16 protein-coding genes are annotated in these 21,243 nt (G+C 73.6%); 3 read left to right on the top strand and 13 right to left on the bottom strand.

Features of this window, described 5'->3' with window-relative positions:
• Positions 1–27: 27 nt before the first annotated feature.
• The 3 genes from WME85_RS35140 to WME85_RS35130 all read right to left on the bottom strand — a co-directional run bounded on the left by WME85_RS35140 (position 28) and on the right by WME85_RS35130 (position 3,115).
• Complete coding sequence (locus WME85_RS35140) at positions 28–729, bottom strand: hypothetical protein (RefSeq protein WP_437827466.1); 702 nt, start codon at positions 727–729, stop codon at positions 28–30.
• Between the two features lie 46 nt (positions 730–775).
• Positions 776–1,327: a hypothetical protein gene (locus WME85_RS35135; protein WP_437827465.1), complete on the bottom strand. Its 552-nt coding sequence runs from the start codon at positions 1,325–1,327 to the stop codon at positions 776–778.
• Between the two features lie 405 nt (positions 1,328–1,732).
• On the bottom strand, positions 1,733–3,115 hold the full coding sequence (locus WME85_RS35130; protein ID WP_437827464.1) for a S41 family peptidase: 1,383 nt from the start codon (positions 3,113–3,115) through the stop codon (positions 1,733–1,735).
• An 11-nt stretch (positions 3,116–3,126) separates the two neighbouring features.
• On the opposite strand from WME85_RS35130, the gene WME85_RS35125 reads away from it, so the two are divergent.
• Positions 3,127–3,324, top strand: a complete 198-nt coding sequence (locus WME85_RS35125) for a hypothetical protein (RefSeq protein WP_437827463.1) — start codon at positions 3,127–3,129, stop codon at positions 3,322–3,324.
• Between the two features lie 58 nt (positions 3,325–3,382).
• Here WME85_RS35125 and WME85_RS35120 read toward each other — a convergent pair whose 3' ends face one another.
• The 6 genes from WME85_RS35120 to WME85_RS35095 form a co-directional block, all read right to left on the bottom strand.
• Positions 3,383–4,798: a hypothetical protein gene (locus tag WME85_RS35120; protein WP_437827462.1), complete on the bottom strand. Its 1,416-nt coding sequence runs from the start codon at positions 4,796–4,798 to the stop codon at positions 3,383–3,385.
• Between the two features lie 432 nt (positions 4,799–5,230).
• On the bottom strand, positions 5,231–6,868 hold the full coding sequence (locus WME85_RS35115) for a hypothetical protein (protein ID WP_437827461.1): 1,638 nt from the start codon (positions 6,866–6,868) through the stop codon (positions 5,231–5,233).
• Between the two features lie 87 nt (positions 6,869–6,955).
• On the bottom strand, positions 6,956–7,591 hold the full coding sequence (locus WME85_RS35110) for a hypothetical protein (protein ID WP_437827460.1): 636 nt from the start codon (positions 7,589–7,591) through the stop codon (positions 6,956–6,958).
• 238 nt (positions 7,592–7,829) lie between these two features.
• A complete protein-coding gene (locus WME85_RS35105) occupies positions 7,830–9,452 on the bottom strand; it encodes a hypothetical protein (RefSeq protein WP_437827459.1) in 1,623 nt (540 codons plus the stop codon).
• A gap of 324 nt (positions 9,453–9,776) precedes the next feature.
• Positions 9,777–10,760, bottom strand: coding sequence for a tetratricopeptide repeat protein (locus tag WME85_RS35100; RefSeq protein ID WP_437827458.1), 984 nt, complete (start codon positions 10,758–10,760; stop codon positions 9,777–9,779).
• A gap of 10 nt (positions 10,761–10,770) precedes the next feature.
• A complete protein-coding gene (locus WME85_RS35095; RefSeq protein WP_437827457.1) occupies positions 10,771–12,429 on the bottom strand; it encodes a serine/threonine-protein kinase in 1,659 nt (552 codons plus the stop codon).
• Positions 12,430–12,924: 495 nt separating this feature from the next.
• Here WME85_RS35095 and WME85_RS35090 point away from each other — a divergent pair, with 495 nt between their 5' ends.
• On the top strand, positions 12,925–13,572 hold the full coding sequence (locus WME85_RS35090) for an FmdE family protein (RefSeq protein WP_437827456.1): 648 nt from the start codon (positions 12,925–12,927) through the stop codon (positions 13,570–13,572).
• Positions 13,573–13,676: 104 nt separating this feature from the next.
• Here the strand turns inward: WME85_RS35090 and WME85_RS35085 are convergent, their stop codons facing one another.
• The 4 genes from WME85_RS35085 to WME85_RS35070 form a co-directional block, all read right to left on the bottom strand.
• The gene (locus tag WME85_RS35085) at positions 13,677–14,660 is read right to left on the bottom strand and encodes an ATPase (RefSeq protein ID WP_437827455.1); all 984 of its coding nucleotides are present in this window, start codon (positions 14,658–14,660) and stop codon (positions 13,677–13,679) included.
• 853 nt (positions 14,661–15,513) lie between these two features.
• Complete coding sequence (locus WME85_RS35080; RefSeq protein WP_437827454.1) at positions 15,514–17,070, bottom strand: hypothetical protein; 1,557 nt, start codon at positions 17,068–17,070, stop codon at positions 15,514–15,516.
• A 37-nt stretch (positions 17,071–17,107) separates the two neighbouring features.
• Complete coding sequence (locus WME85_RS35075) at positions 17,108–18,748, bottom strand: hypothetical protein (RefSeq protein WP_437827453.1); 1,641 nt, start codon at positions 18,746–18,748, stop codon at positions 17,108–17,110.
• Between the two features lie 20 nt (positions 18,749–18,768).
• Complete coding sequence (locus WME85_RS35070; RefSeq protein ID WP_437827452.1) at positions 18,769–19,872, bottom strand: hypothetical protein; 1,104 nt, start codon at positions 19,870–19,872, stop codon at positions 18,769–18,771.
• 222 nt (positions 19,873–20,094) lie between these two features.
• Here WME85_RS35070 and WME85_RS35065 point away from each other — a divergent pair, with 222 nt between their 5' ends.
• Positions 20,095–21,144, top strand: coding sequence for an RNA polymerase sigma factor (locus WME85_RS35065; protein WP_437827451.1), 1,050 nt, complete (start codon positions 20,095–20,097; stop codon positions 21,142–21,144).
• Positions 21,145–21,243 lie beyond the last annotated feature (99 nt).

Below are 21,243 nucleotides of genomic sequence, written 5' to 3'. Positions count from 1 at the left end.
GGCCCTGCGATCGCGGTCCGCTTCTGCTCAGAAGCGGACGCGGAGGGCCCCGCCCGTCGGGCCCACGACGATCTCGGGGTCGTGGAGCGACGCCGTGCGCGGGATGTCGTCGCGCACCCAGACCTTCTGGTTGGCGACGAGGCCCGCGACGAGCAGCGCGAACCCCGTGACCTGCGTGAGCCCGTCGAGGAGCACGAAGGTGCCGGCCACCTGACCGTCGTCGTCGGAGAAGTCGACGTCCTCGCCCGTGGCGAGCGTGATGAACGGGCCGCCCACGGGCACGAGCAGCGGCGAGTAGCTGACGCTCCCGCTCTCTCCCTCGCTGAGGATGGTCCCGGCCGTCAGCGCCGAGAGCGCCCACGCGCTGCCGAGGACGATGGACCCCGCGACGATCAGCCGGCGGCTCATCTGCGTCTCCAGGCGGTAGCCGTCCGGCCGCTCGCCCTCTTCCTTGAACGGCAGCGTCCGCGGCATGCCGTAGATGACGGCCGGCACATACGGCGCGTAGCCCGGCGGCGGCGCGTAACCCGGCGGCGGCGCGGCGTGACCTGGTGGCGGCGCGTAGCCCGGCGGCGCGGCGTAGCCTGGCGGCGGCGCGTAGCCCGGCGGCGGCGCGGCGTGAGCTGGTGGCGGCGCGGGCGAAGGGGCGCTCTCCGCGGCCGCCGGCGCCGCGAGCGCGAGCGCGCCGAGGAGCGCGGCCATCGAATGGACAGTGCGGATCGCGGTCACGTGCGTCTCCCTTCGGGGTGAGCGCTCCCGGCGCGGGCGCGCCGGCTCAGAATCGCCATCGGAGCTCGGCGGACGACGCGCCGATCGAGAGGGTGGGCGCGCGCAGCGAGGCGGCTTCAGCGTCGCGCGCGCTACGCGCGCCGACCGGGAACTGACGCTGCAGGTAGACCTCCTCGTGGGCGAAGCCGGCGACGTACAGGAGGAGCCCGCCGACCTGGGCCACCGCGTCCATCGTGAGCCAGAACAGGGCCGAGCCCTCGGCGCCTTCCAGCGTCGTCGCCGCGAGCATCGGGCCGACGAACGGGATGAACAGCGGCCCGAACTGGTCGAAGTCCTCGTCCCCGAGGGTCGCGATGCTCGCCACCGTGAACGAGAGCGCATACGGGACGCCGAACGTGACGAGCCCCGCCCCGACGAGCGTGCGGTCCGCCCTGGTCTTGAACCCGTAGCCGCGCGGGACCGGATCCCCCTCCACGTACTCGATGGTCCGCGGGTTGGCCCACGGCGGGAGCGGCGGCGGCAGGTAATAGCCGTGCGGAAAGGGCATCTGCGCGCCGCCCGGCGGCGTCTGGGACGCGTCCGGAGGCGTCTGGGACAAGCCCGGAGGCGTCGCGGGATCGCCGGGAGGCGCCGGGGACGCGCCGGGAGGCGCCTGGGACGCGCCAGGAGGCGCCGGGGACGCGCCAGGAGGCGCCTGGGGCGCGCCAGGAGGCGCCGGGGACGGGCCCGGCGCCGCAGGAGGCGCAACCTGGTTGCCGGATGCAGCCTTCGGTCGGACGGCCGGCGCCTGCGCGGCCGCGGGCGCGGCCATCCCGAGCAGCACGGCGATCGACGCGACGGCCGGCGCGCGGCGGGCGCGCGGCGAGGCGGCGCGGCGAGGCGGCGCGGTACTCCCTTCCAATTGCCTGTGCGGCATGCTGGCTCCCGTCGCGCTCACGGCGACTCCAAGGAACTGCGGGTGCTTCGGTGCAGCGAGGCCAGGATACGCGGACCGTTCACGAACTCAACGCCGCGCGCACGATGCCCGCGCGCCGCGGCGAGGCGCGCTCGCGGGCCAGCCGCGCCGCGCCAGCGCGGCCGCGTCGCCCGCAGGGTCGGCGCCGTCGAGCCGCACGTCGGGCTCGAACCCGCGCAGCTCGGCGAAGTCGCCGAGCGGGTCGCGAAACGCCCGGGTGCCGAGCGAGACCGTGACGCCAGAGCGCGGGAGCCGGAAGAGCGCGACCTCGCCGACGCTCATGCCGCCGCGGGTGTTCTGCCCGACCACGAGCGCGCCGGGGATCTGGCGGACCAGCGCGAGCAGCATCTCGCACGCCGACGCACAGCCGCGGTCGACCAGGAACACGGCGCGGCCCTCGAGCGGCCCCGCCGCCTGCCCGCGCACCACGGCGCCGCGGGTCGTGAGCTCGGCGCGCGGCGCTGCGGAGCCCGGGCGCGCCCGCAGCGCCCCGGCGAGGCGCTCCAGCGCGGCGAGGTGCTCGACGAAGCGCGGCCGCGCCGCCTCCGGGACGTCGCCGCGGGCGAGCCGCCGCCGGACGCTGTTCGCGCGCCCCTCCGCCGCGGCGACGGAGATGACCTCGCGCTCGTCGAGCGCGCAGAGGGGCGCGTCGGTCAGCGCGAGCGCGAAGCGCTCGGCGAAGCGGTAGTCGCCGCCGGCGTTGCCGCGCAGGTCCACGACGAAGGCGGGCGCGCGCCGGAGCTCGGCCGCGAGCGCGGGCAGGGCCGCGAGCGCCGCGGCGGCGGCGCTGTCGAAGGTGCGGATGGCGAGCACCGGGACGCCGTCGCGGCCGCGCGTGAGCTCGACGGGCGGGCCGTGGCCAGGGCGGCGCGGCGGCGCGGTCCATCGCGGGAGGCCTGGCAGAGCCGCCACCGCCACGGCGGCCGCGCGCGGGGAGGCGAGCGGGCGCTCGCCGTCGCCCTCGCCGCGCGCGAAGCGGCGCCGCGAGGGGGCGGTCAACCGGAGCGGGACGCGACCGCCGTGGCCGAACGCGAGGTGGCCGTCGGGCGCCCCGAACAGCTCGCGGAGGAGCCGCGCGAGCTCCTCGGGCCGCCACGCCGCGCGGCCGCGGAGCGCGCCCTCGGCCCGGGCGATCGCGCGCGGCGAGGGCGACGGCGAGCGCCCGTCGAGTCCCGCGTACGCTTGCTCGAAGGCGTAGCGCGCGACGTGGAGATCGCGGAGCGCCTCGGCCGCGGACACGGTCCGCGGCCCGCGATCGAGGTCGGTGTCCGGGATGCGCAGGCTCCGCAGCGGCGCGGGGTCGTGCGCGGGGGCGCGCGCTGGCGCCGGCGCGCACGCGAGCGAGGCGAAGGAGAGCGCCGCGATGAGCGGCGCGGCGACCGCGCCGGCCGGGGCGCGGCGCCGCCGATCGGGCGAGCTTCTGGCGAGCATCGCGCGCGAGGGTGCGATGGCGCGCGCCGCCCGCGCAAGCGGCGCCGCCCGGGCTGGTGAAGGCGGCCACCGCATCGCACCGAGATCCAGGGCAGCGATACCCCGACCTGAACGACGTCATCGGCGTGACGATCCGTTACCTCGGCACGCTGGAGCGCAGGCGCGACCAGGCCCTCACCGCGGCGATCGCCGCCGAGGCGCTGCGCTGACGCGCGGCGCCCGCGCTCCTGCTGCTGGCTCGCGTCCCGGCGGCGGGCGCGATCGCGATCAGGGCGCGTCCGCGAGTCGCGAGACGAACCCGCGCGGCCCTGCGCCCGCGTCGCCGCCGAGCAGGTCGCCGAGGTGCAGATCGAGCGTCCCCGTCACGTTCCCCGCGACGACCAGGGGGCCGCCGGCGGCCCCGGCGGTCGCGGCGACCTGCAGGTCGGCGGTGTCCCCTTCGAGCTTGGACGCCGAGACGAGGTGGCCGGCCGCGTCGAGCTTCATCAAGAACCCTGCCTGCTTCCCTGCCGGGGCCGCGAGCTTCATGGCGCTCCCCAGGTCGAGCTCGCCCGAGAACAGCCCGGTGACGTGGATCGAGCCCGCCCCGTCCACCGTCACGCTGGAGGCCCTCTGGGCCGTCGACGCGTCGCCGAACCCGCGGCTCCACACCGCCCCGTGCTCCGAGACGCGCGCGACGAAGACGTTGTCCGTGTTGCCCGCGTCGGGCATCCGCGGGCAGGCCTCGCCGAGATCGAGGGGCCCGGCATAGTTGCCGACGAGGACGAGATCGCCGTCCGGGAGCTGCGCGACCCCGCGGGGCTCGACGCGCTGGTCTCCCTCGACCCGCAACGTCGTGACCTGCTGCGGAGCGCCGTCGTCCAGCGCGTAGCGCGCGACGAAGAGCCCGTGCCCCTCCGCGGTGCGGGACGGGTCCTCTCCGACCGCGACGGCTCCGTTCGCGGCGTTGTAGCTGCCCACGACGGTCAGGGACCCCGCCGTCGCGCTGGCGACGAGCGCCCTGACGGACACGGCCGCCGGGGCGCCGAGGTTGAGGTCCCACTTGCACGCGCCGCTCTCCGGATCGAGCGCGGCGATCAGCGAGGCTCCCTCCGCGACCGTGCGCCGGATGACGCACGGGCCGTAGCTCCTGCCCTTGCCCGCCGATTCGACGGCGAGGACGACCGCGCCGGAGGTCGCCGCGAGGCCGCGCGGGGTGGTGCCCCCATCGAAATCGACGCTCCACGCCCAGGTGCATTGACCCGCTGAATCCAGCGCTGCCACGAAGCTGGGACGGTGGCTGACCCCGCCCTGAGGGCCGACATGGCACTCTGCCCCGGAGAGCCGCACGCTGGCGGTCGACTCCCCCGCCACGAACGCGACTCCCGGACTGACAGCCAGGTGCGTGCCCCGGACGCCGGACGCCGAGGCCGGGAGCTCGCTCTCGCGCGCCCCGCTCGCGCTCCACCTCGCGACGGTGAACGAGGATGTCGCGGTGAGCGAGGCTGTGTCGTTGACGAGGGCCGTCACCCCATCATCCAGCGCCGCTATGCCGCCCACGCTCGCGCCGACCGTGTCGCCCCAGAGGCCCGACGGCTCGACGAGCGCTGCCCCCTCTGCCTCGTTGCAGGACGGATTCCCCCCTCCCGCGCCCGAGCTGACCGCGCTGACCGCGGACGCGCCGCCCGCGGATGAGCCGCTCAAGGGCGAGCCGCCCGAGGACGAGGACGCGCCAGCATCCGCCTCTATCGGATCTTCCTGACCGACCTCGAGGCCAATGAGGTCGTTGCAACCTCCGGCGGCGGCGCACAGCCCAGCGCAGCACACGGTTAGGACCTTCGTGAGAGGGGGATTCATGGCGGCGCCGTCTCCGCCGTCTCTATTGCACGGAGTGGTCCTGCCCGCCATGAGGCCAGCGCCAGCGCAATGGCTGGTCCTCCTCGACACGCAACGCAGGGGGCCCGAGCTCGATCCCGAGAGCGCGGCGGGCGCCCCGAGCACGACTCCGTTGCTGCAGACGACGTCTGTAGGAAACACGGTGGTTGCGTCCCGACAACCCGATCCACCCTTGAAGTCGACTGCGGGGCTCAGGCGAGCGGCCTCAGGGGTCCGGCGGCTCCGGGGCGCGAACGCGGTTCAGCGCACGCCCGAGAGCCTCACGATGAAGCCGTGCGACCCCCGAGCGCCGTCGTCGCCGCCGCCGAGCGGCTCGTCGAGCCCGAGGTCGAGCGTCCCCGTCACCTCGCCGGCGACGTAGAGCGGCGCGCCGGGAGCCCTGCCGGTCGCGACGCCCCTCAGGGCGACGGCGCCGTTGCCCTGGAACCTCGCCGCCGAGACGAGGTTGCCTCGCGAGTCCAGCCTCATCAGGAAGCCCGCCCTGCGCTCCGCCACGAGCGTGCCGGCGCTCCCCAGCGCGATCGCCCCCTCGAAGTGTCCCGTGACGTAGATGGAGCCAGCGTCGTCCACCGCCACGGCGGTCGCGGTCTGGTCGGCGCTCGCGTCGCCGAACCCGCGGCTCCACACCACGCCGGACTCCGAGACCCGCGCGATGAAGAAATTCTCCGTGTCGCCCGCGTCGGGCAGCCCGGGGCATCCTTCCCCGAAGCCGAGGGTCTCGCGGTACATGCCGGCGATGACGACATCGCCGCCCGGGAGCAGCGCGGCCCCGTGCGTCGGCACGTACTGGTCTCCCTTGGCGCTCAGCGTCGTGACCTCCTGCCTCGCGCCGTCGCTCGACACGAAGCGCGCGATGAAGACGTCGCGTCCCTGCGAGGCGAAGGGGGTGTCCCCGCCGAACGAGACCTCGCCGCTGCGCGCGTCATAGTCGCCCACCACGGCCGTCAGCCTCGATCCTGGCCTCGAGTCCGCGGCGAGCGCCTTGACCGTCACGGACTCTCGCGGCCCGAGGATATGCTTCCACTTGCACGCGCCGTCCTCCGGGAAGACCGCGGCGACGAGCGTCGAGCTCGTCGGGAGATCGTCGAGCTTGCAGGGGCCGAAGGTCGTGCTCTTTTCCGTGGAGTCGAAATCGACGGCGAAGATGACCGCCTCGGACGTCGTCGCGAGATCGCGCGCCGTGATGCCGTGGTCGGAATCGAGGCCCCACGCCCACGCGCAGCGGCCGCTCGCGTCGAGCGCGGCCACGAAGCCGAGCGTGTTGCTGGTGCCCAGCAAGGGCGGGCCGACGCGGCACCCCAGCACCCCGCCAGGCAGATCGACGGCCCCCTGGGCCTCGCCGGCCACGTAGGTGAAGTCCTTTCCGACAGCCAGGTGCGAGCCCCAGACGTTGTTCGCCGACAGGCCGTATCCGCTGTCGCGCGTCCCACCTTCGCTCCACTTCGCGACGGAGAAGCGATAGCGCCCGTCGTCGAGGGTGTCGGTGAAGACGGCCGCCACCGCGTCGTCCAGCGACGCGAGGTCGCCCACGTCGAAGCCGACGGTCTCGCCCCAGGCGCCGGACGGCGTGACGATGGCTCCGCCAGCCTCGCTGCACAACGGACCCCCGCCGCCGCTGCCCCCGCCGCCGTCGCCCCCGGCGCCCTCACCGCCGGCGCCCGAGCCTCCTGCGCCCGCGCCGCCGACGCCCGACGCCGAGGCCGCATCCGCGCCGCCGGAGCCCCCCGCGCCGGCGTCGCCCGAGGAGGAGGTCGCGCCCGACGCCGAGGCCGCGCCCGCGCCCGCGCCCGTCTGCGATGGATCCAGCTCGCCGACCTCGAGCCCGATGATCGCGTTGCAGCCTCCCGCGGCGGCGGCGAACAGGCCGGCGCAGGACACGGCGGACCGAATCTTACCGAGCTCGCGTTTCATCACGTCGACTCTCCGTTGCGTGGCACTCTCGAGGCCGCCATCGAGCGCGCGGGCTCAGTGGCACTTCCTGAGGTACTCAGGATAGAGGACGATGAACTGGCAGGTGGTGGTGCAGCTGCCGAACGAGGTCCGGCGCCCGCAATCGACGTCGGCCTGGAACACATTGGACGCGGCGCTGCAGAGAGGGAGAATGTTGGAGCAGGTGACCGCCGGGAATTCCCTCTCCTCCGCGCCGCTGCAGTCGTAATCGAAGCCGCCCCCCGGCGAGATCGGCGTGCCGTAGAACGTGCTGGCCTGGCCGGGGTGGACCAGGGGATTGTCGTCGTTGCAATCGTTGCCGCCCTCGCACGCCTTCGACCGATAGCCGTCGTCGTCGGCGTCGCAGTCGACGGGACCGCCGCCGCCGGAGCCGGAGGCCGACGAGCTGGCGCTGGAGCTCGCCGCCGCGCCGCCGTCGCCGCCGGTGCTGGCGCTGGAGCTCGCCGCCGCGCCGCCTTCGCCGCCGGTGCTGGCGCTGGAGCTCGCCGCCGCGCCGCCTTCGCCACCGCCGCCAGCGCTGGCGGTAGAGCCCGCCTCGCCGCCGCCCGAGCTCGCCGCGTCCGACGACGAAGCGGCGCTCGCCGAGGACGCGCTGGAGCTCGCGGTGCCCCCGCCAGCGCTCGATGCGCTCGCCTCTCCGGTGAAGGTCACGTCGGGGAATCCGCACCCGGCGCCGGCGCTCAGGGCGGCCGCCACCGCGGGGAGAGCCAGGCAGAAAACGGGATGAAGCGATCGCATCGTTGGATGGAATGCCACCGTTCTCACCGGCGTCAACCGGCGGCTCGCGCCGCGGCGCGGCGAACAGGTCGCAGCGCCTGCGGCGTCGTATGGAAATGTCGTGGGATCCTGGCCAGGCACGCCGGATCGCGGCGAGGGCCGAGCGCCGCGGTCACTGCATGCCGGCGACGCGCGCGATGAACCCTTCTCCCGTGTCCTCGGTGGAGTGATCGCTGGGCACGAGATAGAAGGTCTGCGTCAGCTCACCTGCGACGTAGAGCGGATCGCGGAGGGTCGGCCCCGGCGCGATCGCCCACGCCCAGACCATCCCCTCGCCGACGAGCTCGGAGGCCGAGAGGACGTTGCCGCGGTCGCTGAGCACGAGCAGAAAGCTCGCGATCTCGTCCTCCGGGGCGCTGAGCTTCATGCGGCCCCCCAGGTCGATCGTGCCCTCGAGCGTCCCTGTCGCGTAGATCGAGCCCTCCTCATCCACCGCCACGCTGATGACCAGCTGATCATCCACGTCGTCGCCGAAGCCTCGGCTCCAGACCAGGCCGCCCCTGTCGACGCGCAGGAGGAAGGTGTTCCCCGTCCCCAGCGTCCCGGATGCGGGCGGCGTCCCTGCCGACGGCAGCGACGGGCATTCATCCTCGAAATCCAGGGACGGCCCCAGGTAGGTCCCGCCGATCACGACGTCGCCGCCCGGGAGCAACGCCGCCCCGCGCCGCGCCGCCGCCTGGAACCCCGGCGCGTTGATCGTGATGACGTCGCTCAGGTTCCCGTCGGCCAGCCGGACGCGCGCGATGAAGAGATCGCTCTCCTGGGAGGTGGGGAGCGGCCTCCCCTGCATCAGGATGGGGCCGCTCGGCGCCTTGTAATCGCCGATCACCAGCGCCTCCCTCGACTCGGTATCGATGAGGACCGACGCGATGTGCACGGCGTCCAGCGTCCCGAGCGAGCGGCTCCACTGGCACCTCCCGGCCGTGTTGAACGCGATGAGCTCCGCGGAGGTCTTCGCGTTGTCGGTGCCGAACGCGCAGTCGTCGGTGCTCGCGACGGTCCGCCCGGACAGCGCCGCAGCGAAGACGATCTGCTCGGGGGTCGCCGCCAGGCCGAGCGGGGAGCTGTTGGACTCGGTGTCGACGCTCCACGCCCACGCGCACGCGCCCTTCTCGTCGAGCGCCATCAGGAAGGTCGGCGTGGGGGAGCTGTCGGCCCTCGCGGTGATCGCGCACTCGTCGGCCAGCACGGGCACCTCGACGCCTGGCACGCCCGCGCCGGTGACGTAGGTCATCTCTGACGTGATGGCCACGTGCTCGCCGTGAAACCTGCCCGCCAGCTCGCTCGTCTCCATCGAAGACTCCCTGTCGAGGGTCCCGGAGTCGCTCCACCGCACGACGGAGAAAGTCTTCTCCTTGTTGACGAGGGCCGTCACCGCGCCCGCCCGCGTCTTGATGTCGATGACCTGCTGGCCGGCCAGCGCGCCCCACTCGCTCGAAGGGGCGCGGGCGGCCCCTTCGCGCACGTAGCTGCAGAGGGCCTCCTCGCCACCGCCGCCGCCGGCGCCCCCGCCTCCCGTATGGCCGCCCGCGGTGCCCGTGCCCCCTGTGCCCGCGCCGCCCTCGCCGCCCGCCGAGATGCTCGACACGCTCGACACGGTCGCGCCCCCGCCCCCGGTCGATTCATCGAGCTCGCCGATCTCGAGCCCGATGATCGTCGTGCAGCCTCCCGCGGAAGCGGCGGCGAGCAGCGCGGCGCCGCAGAGGGCCCGAGCGCTCCCGAGATCGCGCTTCATCACTTCGGCTCCCCGCCGCGCGGCGACCCCGCGGCCGCCACCCAAAGATCGCTCCCACCGGACCTGCGGTGTCCACTCATGTCGTCGCTCCGGGGGCCGAAGAGGTCTGGGCGCATCCGTCGATGAAACCCGCCGCTCTCCCCGGCGTCAACGGCCCGCCGGAGCGCGCGGCGCGCGCGCTGGTCAATCTGTGAGGCGCCGTGGTCGCGTGTCGTGAGCTCTGTGCGCCGGGGCGGTGAGCTCGTGCCGCTCGCCGAGATCGAGCTCGGCCTCGATCGTCCGCGTCGAGCGCCGCGGAGCCCTCCGTCGGGCGCCGCGGAGCCCTCAGAAGACCAGCGTGGCCACGGCGCCGCCCGGCACCACGCCGAGCGTCGCCCGCGGGGCCGAGGACGCCGGCGCCGACGAGGGCGCCGTGAAGACGAGCACCGCGCCGGCGCCCAGCGCCGCCGCCCCGACGACGAACGCGACCGTCGAGATCGTCCCCGCGGTCGCGCCCTGCTCCTGCAGCCGGATCCCCTCCGCCGAGCAGACGTTGGCCTCGTTGCAGTGGTCGTCCGCGTCGCCCATCTTGCCGATCGCGCGCAGCCCGAACACGGCGCCGACGCCGATCCCGACCGCGCCGACGCCGGCGCTGATCCAGCCGGCCGTGCGCCACCCGGAGCTCCCCGCCTCGCGCGGGCCCTCCTTCGGCGGGAGCCCAGGCCCCGCGCTCCCGCCGGCCGCGGGCGCCTCCGGCGCGACGAGCAGCTCGGCCTGCGCGCCCTCGGCGAGCTGCAGCGTGAACGTCTTCTGCTTGCGGCCCGGCGCCGACGCCGTCACCTGGACCTCGCCCGGGTCCACGGGCAGCGGCGAGCCCAGCGAGCCCGCGCCGACCGGGATCCCCGCGCGCTGCACGGCCGTGTCCGGCGGCGCGCCGGGCGCGAGCCGGATGGTGAGCCTCGGGACGCGGCCCTCCAGCGCCGTCGCGCGCGCCTGCGCGATCGGCCGCCGGTCGTCGCTCGCCGGCAGATCGCGCGCGAGCTGCCGGAAGATCGACCACGAGGTCGCGACCCTGCCGCGCTTCTCCTCGCAGTCGGCGAGGTTGAGCAGCGCCCCGGGCGCCGGATCGAGCTCGTAGCTCTCCCGGAACTTCGGGCACGCGGTCTCGTAGTCCTTCGCCTGGAGCGCCGCCCTGCCTGCGTCGAAGAGCGCCTCCGCGGCCGCAGGGTCGCGCGCCTGCGCGGAGGCGTCGGGGCAGGCGAGGAGCACGGCTCCCCCCAGGGCGAGCACCTCGGCCGGGAATCGTCTACGCGAGCTCGATCTACGCATCCGTGCGACCTCAACGTCTCCTGTTGAACGGGTCCTCCGCGGGCGGCGGCGGGGTCGCCGGCGGCGTCGCGGTCGGCGCCTTCGCCGGCGGCGCGCTCGCGGGCGGCCGCGCCCTGGTCACCACGGCCGGCCTCGAGGTGGGCGCGGACGCGCTCGCGGGCGCGGAGGGCGGCGAAGGCGTGGACGGCGCGGAAGCGCTCGCCGGCGGCGCGCTCGCGGGCGCGGACGGCGCGATCGCCGGGACCGCATCGCCGGACGGCGCCCCGGCCCCGGGCGAGGCCGCGTGGCCGGGCGGCTCCGGCGTCGCGGCGGCGATCGAGGGGGCGATCGAGGGGGCGTGCGGCTCGGCCTCGACCGTGGCGGCGTGCGTCGCGTCCTCGGAGCCCGCGGCGCCGTCGTGCCCGCGCTGCCACCACACGAGCGCGACCAGCGCACCCACGGCCAGCGCGCCGGCGGCGGCGAGGAGCGCGCCCGTCATCGTCGAGCGCGGCACGGCGCGCTCCCCGCCGGTCGAGCGCTCCACGACCGGCGAGACCGTGCCGGCGCTGGCGGCGCCGCCGCCGGACGCGCCGCTGCCGGGCGCGCTGCCGATGGCGGTGCCCGCCGTGGTGAACTCCGTGCCGCCCGGCCCGCTCCCGGGGCCTCGGACCTGCACCGACACGCGCCCGGACTCCGACTGCGCGGACTGGCGCCCGGGCGGCTCCGAGGACGCGGAGACGCGCCCGGGATCGCTGAACGTGAACGCGCGCCCGGCCTCCGAGGACGAGCCCGGGGGCGCGTCGAGCCCGGCGCCGCCCCGCGCCTGGCGGAGCGCGCGCTGCATCGCGCGGGCGTTCGGCCAGCGCCTGTCGGGCTCGAACGCGAGGGCCACGTCGATGACGCCGGCGACCGGGGGCGGCAGGGAGGGCAGGACGCTCCCCACGGGGGGCGCGGGCTGGGTCATGGCCGCGAGCAGGAGCAGCGGGAGCGTCTCGGCCTCGTGCACGTAGCGCCCCGAGAGGAGCTGGAACATCGTGCTCCCGACGGCCCAGAGGTCGGTGCGCGCGTCGACCCTGTCCCACTGCCCTCTCGCCTGCTCCGGCGGCATGAACTGCGGCGTGCCCATCAGGCTGCCGGCGCGCGTGGACGCGTTCGTCGGGCCGGAGAGCTCGCGCAGCCGCGCGATGCCGAAGTCGAGCACCTTGAGCTGGCCCTGGCGCGTGAGGAACAGGTTGTCGGGCTTGAGGTCGCGGTGGACGATCCCGCGCTCGTGCGCCACGGCGAGCACGTCGAGCAGGTCGTCCACGATGCCGAGCACCTCGCCGACGCCGAGCATGCCGGCCGGCTCGCGCGCGCGGCGCGCCTCGACCGTCTCGCCCTCGAGCAGCTCCATCACCAGGAACACCGAGCCGTCGTCGGTGACGTCGTCGTCGAGCACGCGGACGATGCCCGGGTGATCCACCCGGTTGGCGACGTAGCCCTCGCGCAGGAAGCGCGAGCGCGCTTCTTCGTCCCCGGACAGCTCGCGGCGGAGCATCTTCACCGCGCCGCGCATCCCGTTGCGGTGCGTGCCGGCGTAGACCACCGCCATCCCGCCGAAGCCGAGCAGGCGGTCCAGGCGCCATTTGCCGCGCAGGACCTGGCCCACCAGCGCCTCTGGCCGGAAGCCCTCAGGGTCGACTCGGGTCATCGGCGAGGACCATTCCCTGGACTGGCCACATGGGGCATCGCCTCGCCAGCGGGGCCCGCGGAGCCGGCGAGGCCAGCGCGGCTCGAGGGGCAGGGATGGCTGACGGGAGCGCAAGGCATGACGGGCGCATGTTACCGCGGTCTGGCGCGGCGGGGCGTGAAACCGTCCAAGGTCGGCGCAAGGCACGCGCGTGCCCGCGCCGGGATCCGGCGGTGCGGGGCGCGGAGCGTGGTGAGGGGAGCGCGGTGCGGGGCGCGGGGCGCGGTGCGGGGAGCGCGGTGCGGGGCGCGGGGCGCGGTGCGGGGCGTGGTGCGGGGAACGGCGCGGCGCGCGGTGCGGGGAACGGGCGGTGCGCGGCACGGAACGCGGTGCGGGGATCGGGCGGCGCGGGGAACGGCGCGCGGTGCGGGGAACGGCGCGGCGCGCGGGCCGAACGCTCTTGACGTCGCGCGCGAACGGGGACACTCCGCCTGCTTCCCGGAGCATCGAGCGAGCATGCGCAAGACGGTGAGCCACGCGGCGTTGATCCTCCTCGCCGCCATCTCTTCGGCCCGGTGCGGCGGGGCGAGCCCCGGCGAGGGCGCCCCTCACCCCGCGGGGCCCTCGGGTCACGCGCAGGGGGCCGCGCAGCACGCGCACGGGCCCGCTAGGCACGACCACGGGCGCGCGCCGGGCCCGCCGTCCGCGGACGCTCAGGACGAGGAGCTGCGCGCGGTCGCCGCGATCCACGGCGGGGCGGGGCCGTGGGCGGTCGCCGGCTACCGCATGGGGCGGTATGCGCTCGCGAAGCTCGGGCTGCCGGCGAGGAGCTTCGACCTCGAGGTGGTGCACCACAGCCCGCGGAGCGTGCAGTTCTCCTGCATCGCGGACGGCGCCGCCGCGGCCACGGGGGCCAGCCTCGGGAAGCTCAACCTCAGCCTTGTCGAGGCGAGCGAGGCCGGCATCGAGACCACGTACCGCCGCAGGTCGACCGGGCAGGCCGTGACCCTGCGCCCGTCGGCGGTCTTCCGCGCGCGCTTCCGCGACGTGCCGAGAGAGCGGCTGGCGGAGGCTGGCAAAGAGGTCCTCTCCTTGCCAGACGCCGAGGTGTTCGAGGAAGTGCCGGCGCGCGTCGCCAGCCCGCCGCCCGGCTCGACGGAGTGACGCGCCCCTCCCGCGGGCGGGAGGGGGCGCTCGATGGGCGATCTCGACGCTTCGGGACGAGCCAATCGCCCCCTCCTTGACGCGCCCGCTGCGGCCTGGGGCGATTACTCCTCGTCCTCGTCCTCGTCCTCGTCCTCGCCCTCGCCCTCGTTCGGCTCGCCTTCTTCCGCTGCGCCCTCCTCCGACGCGTCGCCTTCCGGCGCGCCGTCCTCCGCGGCGGCCTCGCTGTCCTCCTCATCCCCATCTCCGGTGGACGCGGCGCCGCGGGAGACGGGGAAGGGCGCATAGTCCTTCATCTTGTCGGTGCCAGCGTACCAGTACTCCGCGGCGGCGCGCAGCCTCCGCTCGGCGTGCACGACGAGCGTGTACGCGGCGTCGCGGAGTTTGCGCGAGCGCTGCGCCTCGGGAGAGAGCGTCTTGTCGGCGAGCATGCGCGCGAGCAGCGGCGAGAGCTCGCGGAGGCGGGCCGCCGCGTCGGCCTCGCCGCGAGGCGCCTTGTGGAGGGCCTCCGCGTGCTCTGAGCAGAGCAAGAGGAGGTCGGAGACGTCCTGAACCAGATCCGCGTCGCCGCTGCCTGCGCGGATCGCCATGAGCCGCTTTTGCGCTTCGGGGCTCTTCTTGAAGCGGAGATCGAAGAAGCGGAGGAGCGTTTGCCTGTGCAGGGCGGCCTCGGCGGCCGGCCCCTTGAACATCGCGACGGCCTGTTCTTGACGCTGCTGCGCGGCTTGCCAGCGCGATTGCGTGGCGCGCAGGAGCTCGATCTTGTCGCGGAGCGCGTGGATCTCCTCGCGTGTGAGCGCGGGCTCGTCCTCGGGGAACGGGGTGCGGACGAGATCGGCCGCGTCGCGCTCGGCGGCGAGCTGGATGCGGCTCGACCAGATGACGCGTCGAGCGAGCTTGCCTGGAAAAACCACGGTGTTGTCGCCGAGCGACTCGGCCTCTCGGAGGAGCTCGGCCTCGCGGGCAGCGCTCAGCGCGTACGCTGCTGCTCTCGTCGAGGAGCGAGGCGCGCCCTGTGTCTCGCGCGCGGCGCGCTTGCTTGCGGCCTTGTTGGTCCTGGACGACGTGGTGGTGGATGCCTTTGCCATGGTAAAAATACGCCTCCTTGTCGGGGCCAGTGCCCCTCGGAATGAGGGGCCTGAGGATCGGCGAGGGTATCGGCGCACAAGGCATTGGCCAGAGGAGAGCACGAGTCGGTCACGTCGCGAGGGAGGCGCTGGCGCCGAGGGTTGGGAGAGGCGGTGTCCCGCGGCATCGAGGGGAGCGGTGTGGCGGCGCCGCGGGCAGCGGGCCGCGGAGCTGGCGGAGGGGGCGCACGAGGGAGGAAGAGCTGCGCAGCCACCATGAAAGGCGCGCGAGACGACGCTGAGGCGACGCAGGAGACCCACCGGGGCTGCGCAGGAGCCGGACGATGGCGACGAAGGACACCGACAGGGGTGCGCAGGAGGGGCGCGGGGGCCGCGCAGGACTGGGCCGAGTGTAGCGTAGGACACCAACGGGATGGCGCAGGAGGGCCGAGAGGGCCGCGCAGGAGGCGCCAGGGCTTGCGCAGGAGGCCGTCGGGGCTTGCGCAGGAGGCCGTCGGGGCTTGCGTAGCAGGACCGATGGGCTGCGCAGGAGGGCCGACGGCCCGGCCGATGGGCTGCGCAGGAGGGCCGACGGCGCTGAACAGGAGGCCGGGTCGGGCGCCGTTCGCCCCCTCGGAGGTGAGTGCCCCGGCCGTGCGGAGCGGTCCGCGCACCAGCCTCGGGGTAGTGGTCAAATTTGAACATGAAGGCGGGAAGGCGGGAAGAAAACTTTAATAACCTTCCCGCCTTCCCGCCTTCATGTGGACTCTCTCCGGGCAAAGTTGACCACTACCAGCCTCGGCACCGGCGTCACCAAGCCAGTCGGTGCGCGCATCGACTGGGCGAGCCTGCTCCGTAGCGTTCTGCGTCGACCCTATTCAGGGAACCGAAGCGTCTCGACGGCGATGCCGTCCTCCCCCGTGATCGCGTCGCCAGTCCATTCCCAGCTCGTGCCGCCCGGGCCCGGCTGCCCGATCTCGAAGGTGACCCCCTCCAGCGTGAGCTGGTCCTCGTCGAGGTAGGCGATGCCGATCGAGTCCCCGCCGCGCCCGGGGCCGCCGTAGCCGCCGTCGCCTCCGGGGCCGCCGCTGCCACCCTGGCAGGACCACATGCCGTCCTCCGAGGCGCCTCCTGGAGCGCCTCGGCCGGCTTTGCCGCCTTCCTCCGGCTCCCCGCCGTCGCCGCCGTAGCCCCCGTCGTTGCTGATGATGAAGCTGTCGCGCACCGTCACCTTCGCGTGGAGCGCCAGGATCCCGATGCTCGGCTGGGCGTTCCCGCCCGCTCGGCCGCCCCGCCCCCCGCAACCGCCCGCGCCTCCGGAGCCGCCGCCGGCGCCGCCCTGGGTGGCCACGCCGCACACCGCGAGCCAACCGCGACGCCCGCCGCCCCCGCCGCCGCCTTGGCCCGGCATCCCCGGGGCGCCGTCGCCGGCCCAATCGCCGTGCCATCCGCTCTCATCGACCCGCCCGCGGCCCTTGCCCGGTGCGCCGACGGCGCCCCACATGCCGCTGCTGCCGGTGGTGCCGCTGCTGCAACCCCCGTCTGCCCGGCTGCCACGTCCTCCTTTCCCCTCGTGCTGTGGGTTCGGCTCGGGTACGGGCTCGCCGTCCTCCCCATCTCCGGCGCCGTCGGCGAGCCCGTCACCTCCCTTGCCACCGACGCTCGGGATCCCTCCCTCGCAGGAGTTCACCGCCCGAGCCCCACCCGGGACCGTCGCTGCGGAGCACGCGTCTCCCCCATACTGCCCATCCGGTCCTTCCGCTGCCCGGCCCGGCCAGTTGTCCCCATCGTGGCCCCCCAGTCCGTAGTCCGATTCGATCCAGCTTCCGACGATCTCCACCGCGGTGCCCGACCGAGCGATCATCCCGATATGAATTTGGCTGCGGATGAACATGTGATCGATGACCGAGACCCCGTCCGCTGCCCCCGTGTCGCCGGCGCGGGCCGGCTCGACGATCAGCGCGATCTGCCCGGCCGAGTGGGGAATGAGCTTGCTCATGCCCTGCGACACGGTTTGAATCTCCGTCACCCGTTCCCATTCCAACGTGCTGAAGCCTCCGTAAATATCCACCCCGGAGGGCAGCGTGAGGGACTCGTCGAAAGCATCGTTGTTGGCGAACACGCGACCGCGTCCGGTGCGCGCAAGCTCGATGCCGCGCTGGATGGAACGAACCGGCCTGTCCTTCGTGCCGGGGTTCGCGTCGTCGCCTCCGAAGAACGGATTGTGGACGAACACGCCGCAGCCATCGACCGCCTTGCCGTTCGCAAGGTGCTCCAGGCAGACGGACTCGGGGATCGGATCGCCTTCACACGTCGAGCGGCCGTCACACGGCGGCGCGCCGTTCGGGTCCTCCACCCCCGGTGCGGTCCCGCAGCCGGCCGAGGCGAGTGGCAGAGCAACGACGAGGAGGATCGCGGAATTCAGGTTCATGGGCATCCCTCGATGGCCGCGTGTCGCGCGGCGCGATTCAATGGATCGGCTCGCCTGCCGCGGGGAAGGCGACCAGCTGACCTTGTGGACCGGTTTCGCCTTTGCCCACCTCGTCCTCCGGGCCGGCGTTACCCGCGAGGCCGCCTGCACCGGCGTCTCCGGGAACAATCGTGGTTCCGGGCCTGAGGGCGAAGTTGGGCACGACGTAGGCGATGCCGACGGAGGCGCCTCCCAGCCCGCCGCCCGCGTCGCCTCCGCGACCCCCATTACCTCCCCAGCCGCCATCGCACGCTTTCCACATACCCTCATGACCATAACCCAAGCCCCCGTGCGCGCCGGACTGCCCAGCACCGCCTAGTTGGCCCGTTCCGCCGACGCCGCCCTGGCCGCCTTTGCCTGTGAGCACGTCGGTGTTGGCGACGGTCAGGTCCGTGCCCTCCAGCGCGACGATACCGATGCTCGCGCCGCCATAGCCGCCGCCATAGCCTCCCTTGCCGCCGCAGCCCCCGCTTCCCCCCGAGCCGCCGGCTGCACCACTTTGGGGGCGGCTTGCCGGACACGCAAAATTGAGCCCGCGCGACTTGCTGCCGCCACCGCCGCCGCCGCCATAGCCGACGCCGCCCTTCGTCCCGTCCTTACCACGGACACCGGTCCAGCCATCGTCGCTGAGGAAGCCTGGACCCAGGGCGCCATCCGCACGACCACCGTCGGCGCCGTTCGCGCCATCGCCCCCGTCCTCGCATCGCGTTTGATCCGCGCCGAGCCCCGCGTGGCTGTCGCGATCGGGATCCTCCGCGAGCGCCGGCTGTCCCGGTGCGCCATCGCTGCCCACGTCGAGTCCGCCGTCACCGCCGTAGCCGCCCGTCGACTCGATGCCGTCGCCGCACCTGGTGACCACCGGACGGGCGCCCTCGGCAGCGTCCACTGTACATGCGTTCGCGCCGTTGTTACCTACGACGCCGTCCGTCGCCCGGTCGGCGTCCGCGTCCTCTCCCGGCTCCCCGTCCTTGCCGTCGCCCGCGACGATCACGCTGTCCTGCACGATCGCCGTGGCCCCCGTGCTCAAAATCACCGCGATCGACGACTTGCCATCGGGCGCCGAGGCGTCCGCCGCCACGACGTGCACGCCGGCGATCACCGACGCCGCGTTGTGCCCCGCGAGCGCCGTATCCTCCACCCCGAGGACCCGCAGCGGGATCCCCCCCGGCGGAGCGATGACCGTCGGGTGATCCGGCCCGCCGAATGACCCGTCGTACGGCCAATCCCCGCCGTCACACTGGCGCCCGCCCCAGAGGTCCACGCCCGAGTGCAGCGTGATCTCCTCCTCGAACAACGCGCCGCACGCGTACACGCGCCGGGTCGGCTCCTCGCCGTGGCTTCTCCCGTGCGCGGCGAGCCCGATCGCGTGTTGCAAGGTCTTCACCGGCGCGTCCTTCGTGCCGGGGCTGTTATCGTCACCCGACAATGGGTTGACGAACACCCCGCACTCGTCGAGCGCCGGCGCCGTGCCAGGCTCTCCCTCGCACGGACCGGGCGGAGGCACCGGATCGGGTTCGCACGCCTCCACCTCCCAGCAAGGGTCGGAGTACGGGCACCCTGTCAGCGTGCTCGCGCCGCACAGGCAGATCGCAAGCGCGACGACATACCTCGCGACGTGCCGGCCTTTCTTCGAACGCATCGTCTCGGCCCCCGATGTCCTCACCACAGCCCCTCGATCATCACGCCGATCTCTCGCCCGGTCGCCACGGGCGAGGCGTGGATCCGATCCTGAGCGGGCGTGAGCCCCAGGAAGGAGAAGTCCGTGAAGAACGACGCGGCGGTTGCCGCCCCGATGACACCGCCGGCGATGAGCATGGCCGTGCCCACGCCCGCGGACAGGTTCCGCTCGTCTCGGAGGTGGAGCAGGTCAGCGCACGCCGGGCGGTCCGCCGCTTGCCAGCACCTGGACCCGCTCGCCGCCGCACCGCCGTTGAGCCCGTCGCGCCGTTCGCTCAGATCGCCGTCAAGACTGGTGGCCCGGATCATGAGCAGGCTGCCCGCGGACAGGGTGGCCGTCGTGACGGCGATCCCGGCGATTCGCAGCGTCGTCGGCCACGACGCCGGCTGCCCGGGAGCCTGCGGGCGCAAAGCGGGCGATGCGCTCGCGGTTTTCGGTACCGCGGGCGCGCCCTCCTTGGCGCTGCTCACGGACGCGTTCGGCAACTGTATCGTCATGGTCGGCTCCGTCGCCGCCTGCGCGTCCAGCGTCTGGGATCCTTCCTCACGGCCCGGTGCTCGGGCCCGCACCATGTGCTTCCCAGGCTCGAAGAACAGCGTGTAGGTCCGCCTGGGATGGCCGATGGGCTTGCCGTCGATGAGCACCTCGGCATCCGGCGGATCCACCGACAGATAGAGCGTCGCGACGAAGGGAACGGCCTTGGCCAGTCCGTCCGCGAATCCTTTTTGCTGTTCAGGAGAAAGGGCCTTGCGCCGCTCAAGGCTCCAAGCCAGGTGCTCCGCTGCGTCACGAAACTTGCGTAACTTGAGCTCGCAAAGGCCCAGCTCTCCAGCGACCTCAGCAGATTCTCTCTCTGTAACCGATGTCGAGTCGATCGCCTCGAAAGCCGCCTTGTAGACCGCGTGTGCCTCGGTCCATTTTCCCGATGCCCGAGCTCGTCGGGCGCGGCGAAGATGGTCCTTTACGATCGAGTCGTCATTTCGTGCGGGGACCGGATTGCGGTCCTCCGCACGAACCGGATTCGTGGTGCCGATCGCGACGCCAAGCGTCAGGCAACTCCAGAGTGATTGCGCAACGAAACGCATGCACGACAGTACTTACGCCAGCCGTGGCGCGTCAACGGCGCTGAAACCGGCATGACCTGGACGATGGGATGAGAAAAACCCCGCCCGAACAGGGAATGCGGCCATCGCTGCTCGTGCAGTCGCGCACCTCGCGGGCCCACATGTCGCACTTTTTCCGACCGACCCTGGAGCCGCCCTGCATTTTCTTGAAGCCCTGCAGACGGCTCAGGTGTTCTACCGGGTATGGGCGAGCCAGGCAGCACCCCGACCGGCTTCGAGTTCTTCCGGCGCCTCGCGCGGCGTTTCGGGGTCCCTGCGCGGCACGCGGAGGACCTCGCGCAGGACGCCTTGCTGCGTGGACTCGAAGCGGATCTGCGGGTCGAGGCCCGAGCGTCCTACGGTGCCACCATCGTCCTGAACCAGGCGCGGAACCACGTCCGGAACGAACGCCGTCGGGGGGAAGTCCTTACCTCGTTCGACGACCACGACTTTCGGGCGGAGTGCCCGACTCCGGAAGAGATGCTCCGCAGGCAGCAGCGGGAGGAGCTCATCCGCGACCTGATCAACCAGGTCGACCCCAGGTACCGCGACGTCTTGATCAAGCACGCGATCGAGGAGGTGCCGCTCGTCGAGATCGCCTCCGAGCTGGGGCTCAAACCGAAGACGCTGAGGACACGCTACCGCCGAGCGCTCGAGGACCTCGCCGCGGCCGTGGAACGCTGGAGGGCGCGGCAACGCTCGCACGGATGGGACGACGCTGCATGCGTCCCGTTCGCCTTCGATCTGCGCGGCCGCGAGGGGTGGCTGAGCAAGATCGGCCGCCTGGGCATCAAGATCGTGGTGCAGGGGGCAGTCGTCGTGCTGACCGGCGCCGTCATCGCGACGTTGCCGGACTCGTTCACCCCGGAGTCGTGGTTGCGGGCGGCGGTGGTGCGCGCTCCTGCGCCCGCACCGGCCGTGGCGGAGATCGTGCAGCCACCGGCCCAACTCCCGATGCGCGCGGCGGCCGCGACGGACGCGCAGGAGACCGCGCAGCCGGCGCAGGACCGAGACGCCCGAGTGCCTGTTCCGTCAGCCGCGCCGGTTCGTCGTACCTCGCTCCCCGTCCGCGCCGTGGTCCCAGCCGTCAGCGAGCGCGAGCAGAGCCTCATCGGCGAGGCCCGAAGGGCCATCGAGGCCCATAGCGCAGTCGCAGATGCGGAGGCGCGACGATTGCTCGAGACGCATGCACGGGAGTTCCCGCAAGGGCAGCTCGCTGCGGAGCGTGAAGCGCTCCTGATACAAATTCGCTGAGTCGTCGGCTGTCCATCGACCGCCAAGCAAGCGGTGAGGACGGCGCTGTCGTCGGGCGGCACAAGGCCGAGATCCGCCTTGCGCCGGACAGGATTGCTC

It is taken from the genome of Sorangium sp. So ce1153, from assembly GCF_051521595.1.
GTDB lineage: Bacteria > Myxococcota_A > Polyangia > Polyangiales > Polyangiaceae > Sorangium.
Note: the sequence above shows the minus strand (reverse complement) of the source record. Positions and strands in the feature narration are given on the sequence as shown.